Source organism: Christiangramia aestuarii (assembly GCF_009735585.1).
GTDB classification, from domain to species: domain Bacteria; phylum Bacteroidota; class Bacteroidia; order Flavobacteriales; family Flavobacteriaceae; genus Christiangramia; species Christiangramia aestuarii.
Window position 1 is genome coordinate 1 of sequence record NZ_VJVW01000024.1, and the last position, 1,548, is coordinate 1,548.

Sequence of the window (1,548 nt, forward strand, 5' to 3'; positions counted from 1 at the left end):
ATGATCAAAGGGAATAGTTTAAACCAATTTAAGAAGGATGGATCTGGAGCACTTCCTTCATTGAAACTACTGAATAATGAAATAGTAATTAAAATTTGCAGGAAAAATGGTAGGGCAAAAACTAAGATAAAAATTTGCCAATGTTGAGCTTTTAAAAACTTTTTTATCATTTAATTATTTTTTAAAATTATTGATTTTGAACCTAGGGATTGTTTTATGGATAGGATAAATATAATTAAACACTTTTTAATTAATTTTTATGATAAAGGGGGAAATTTATTTTACTGATAAATCATTTTAGCATTATTGCCAACGGTCTCGGTTATCGCCAGTTGGCGGAGTTAGGGACGCGGATTTGTCGGTTTAGTATTGGTTTGTTGGTCAAGTTAATTATTTTCTTTCTAACGCTGCCGCTTATTGGCGATGAACCGTTGTTGTTGCGCGTTTTTATTTGTAGTAAAATGAAATTAGAATTATTAAGCTGGCCAAAATTATGTTTATCAAGCTAATTCTATTTTTCTCAAGGAGAAGGTCAATTATAGAGATTATTGCACTAATTGATCCTATTGGCAGCAGAATTATATAAACTAAAAATTTGAATCCAGATTCTAAGCCACTTTGATCAGGATTGCTAACATTTAAATTGGGTTCTGTTAGAAATATTTCATTAATAGTAATGGCTAAAATTGCAGTACTAATTATCGATAGGAAAATCAGATGTAAAATTCTTAAGTTTTTTATTTCTACAGTTACCATAGACTTGAAGGATTTATAAGTTAGAAATAAAATCTTTTTTATTTTGATTTATTCTGTCAGTTAATGGAGGTATTTCTCTACGGGAAACTACTTCTGTGCAATGTTCTTTTATGGTAATTCCTTTATTTAAAAATGAAAGTATTGCTGGATTGTTATTTTCTAATTTGAGAGTTAAATATGCTGCCCAAACATATACTCTATATTGTGACTCTGCCGTAAATCCTGCAAAATTTGTTACTCCAAATTTTGTTATGTGTTTTTTGGCTACAGCAATAATTCCTTGATACTCTTTTGAATCTATTTTATCAAAATCAAATGGATGAATTGACATTAGGTAAAGATTCCTGCATCCAAATAAAAAATCCGCTGGTAAATCCTCATCCATATATTTTTATATTCCTGGTAATATTATTGTAAAATTATCAAATTTAAAACCGATATCATCTTATAAAAATGCGCTACAACGGTCTCGGTTATCGCCAGTTGGCGGAGTATGGGACGCGGATTTGTCGGCTTAATATTGGTTTGTTGGTCAAGTTAATTATTTTCTTTCTAAGGCTGCCGCTTATTGGCGATTAACCGTTGTTGTTGCGCGTTTTTTAGTTCTATATTCATGCTGGAAGATATTTTTTAAATTTTTAAAGTTTAGTATCAGAAAAAACCTTGAATAATATTTAAACCGATTAATGAAAGGTTAATAATAAAAAGCTTTCTAATAATTTTATTTTGAACTCTAATTGTTGAAATAATTCCAAGGATTAAAATTGTAATAAATATTATTCCCCATATTAG

General features: G+C 29.3%; 1 protein-coding gene. It reads right to left on the reverse strand.

Translation table 11 applies throughout. The features are described from left to right. Positions 1-769: 769 nt before the first annotated feature. Positions 770-1,141 carry a hypothetical protein gene (locus FLP08_RS15420; protein ID WP_156278067.1) on the reverse strand — a complete coding sequence of 124 codons (372 nt, stop codon included), beginning with the start codon at positions 1,139-1,141 and terminating at the stop codon, positions 770-772. Between the last annotated feature and the right edge of the window lie 407 nt (positions 1,142-1,548).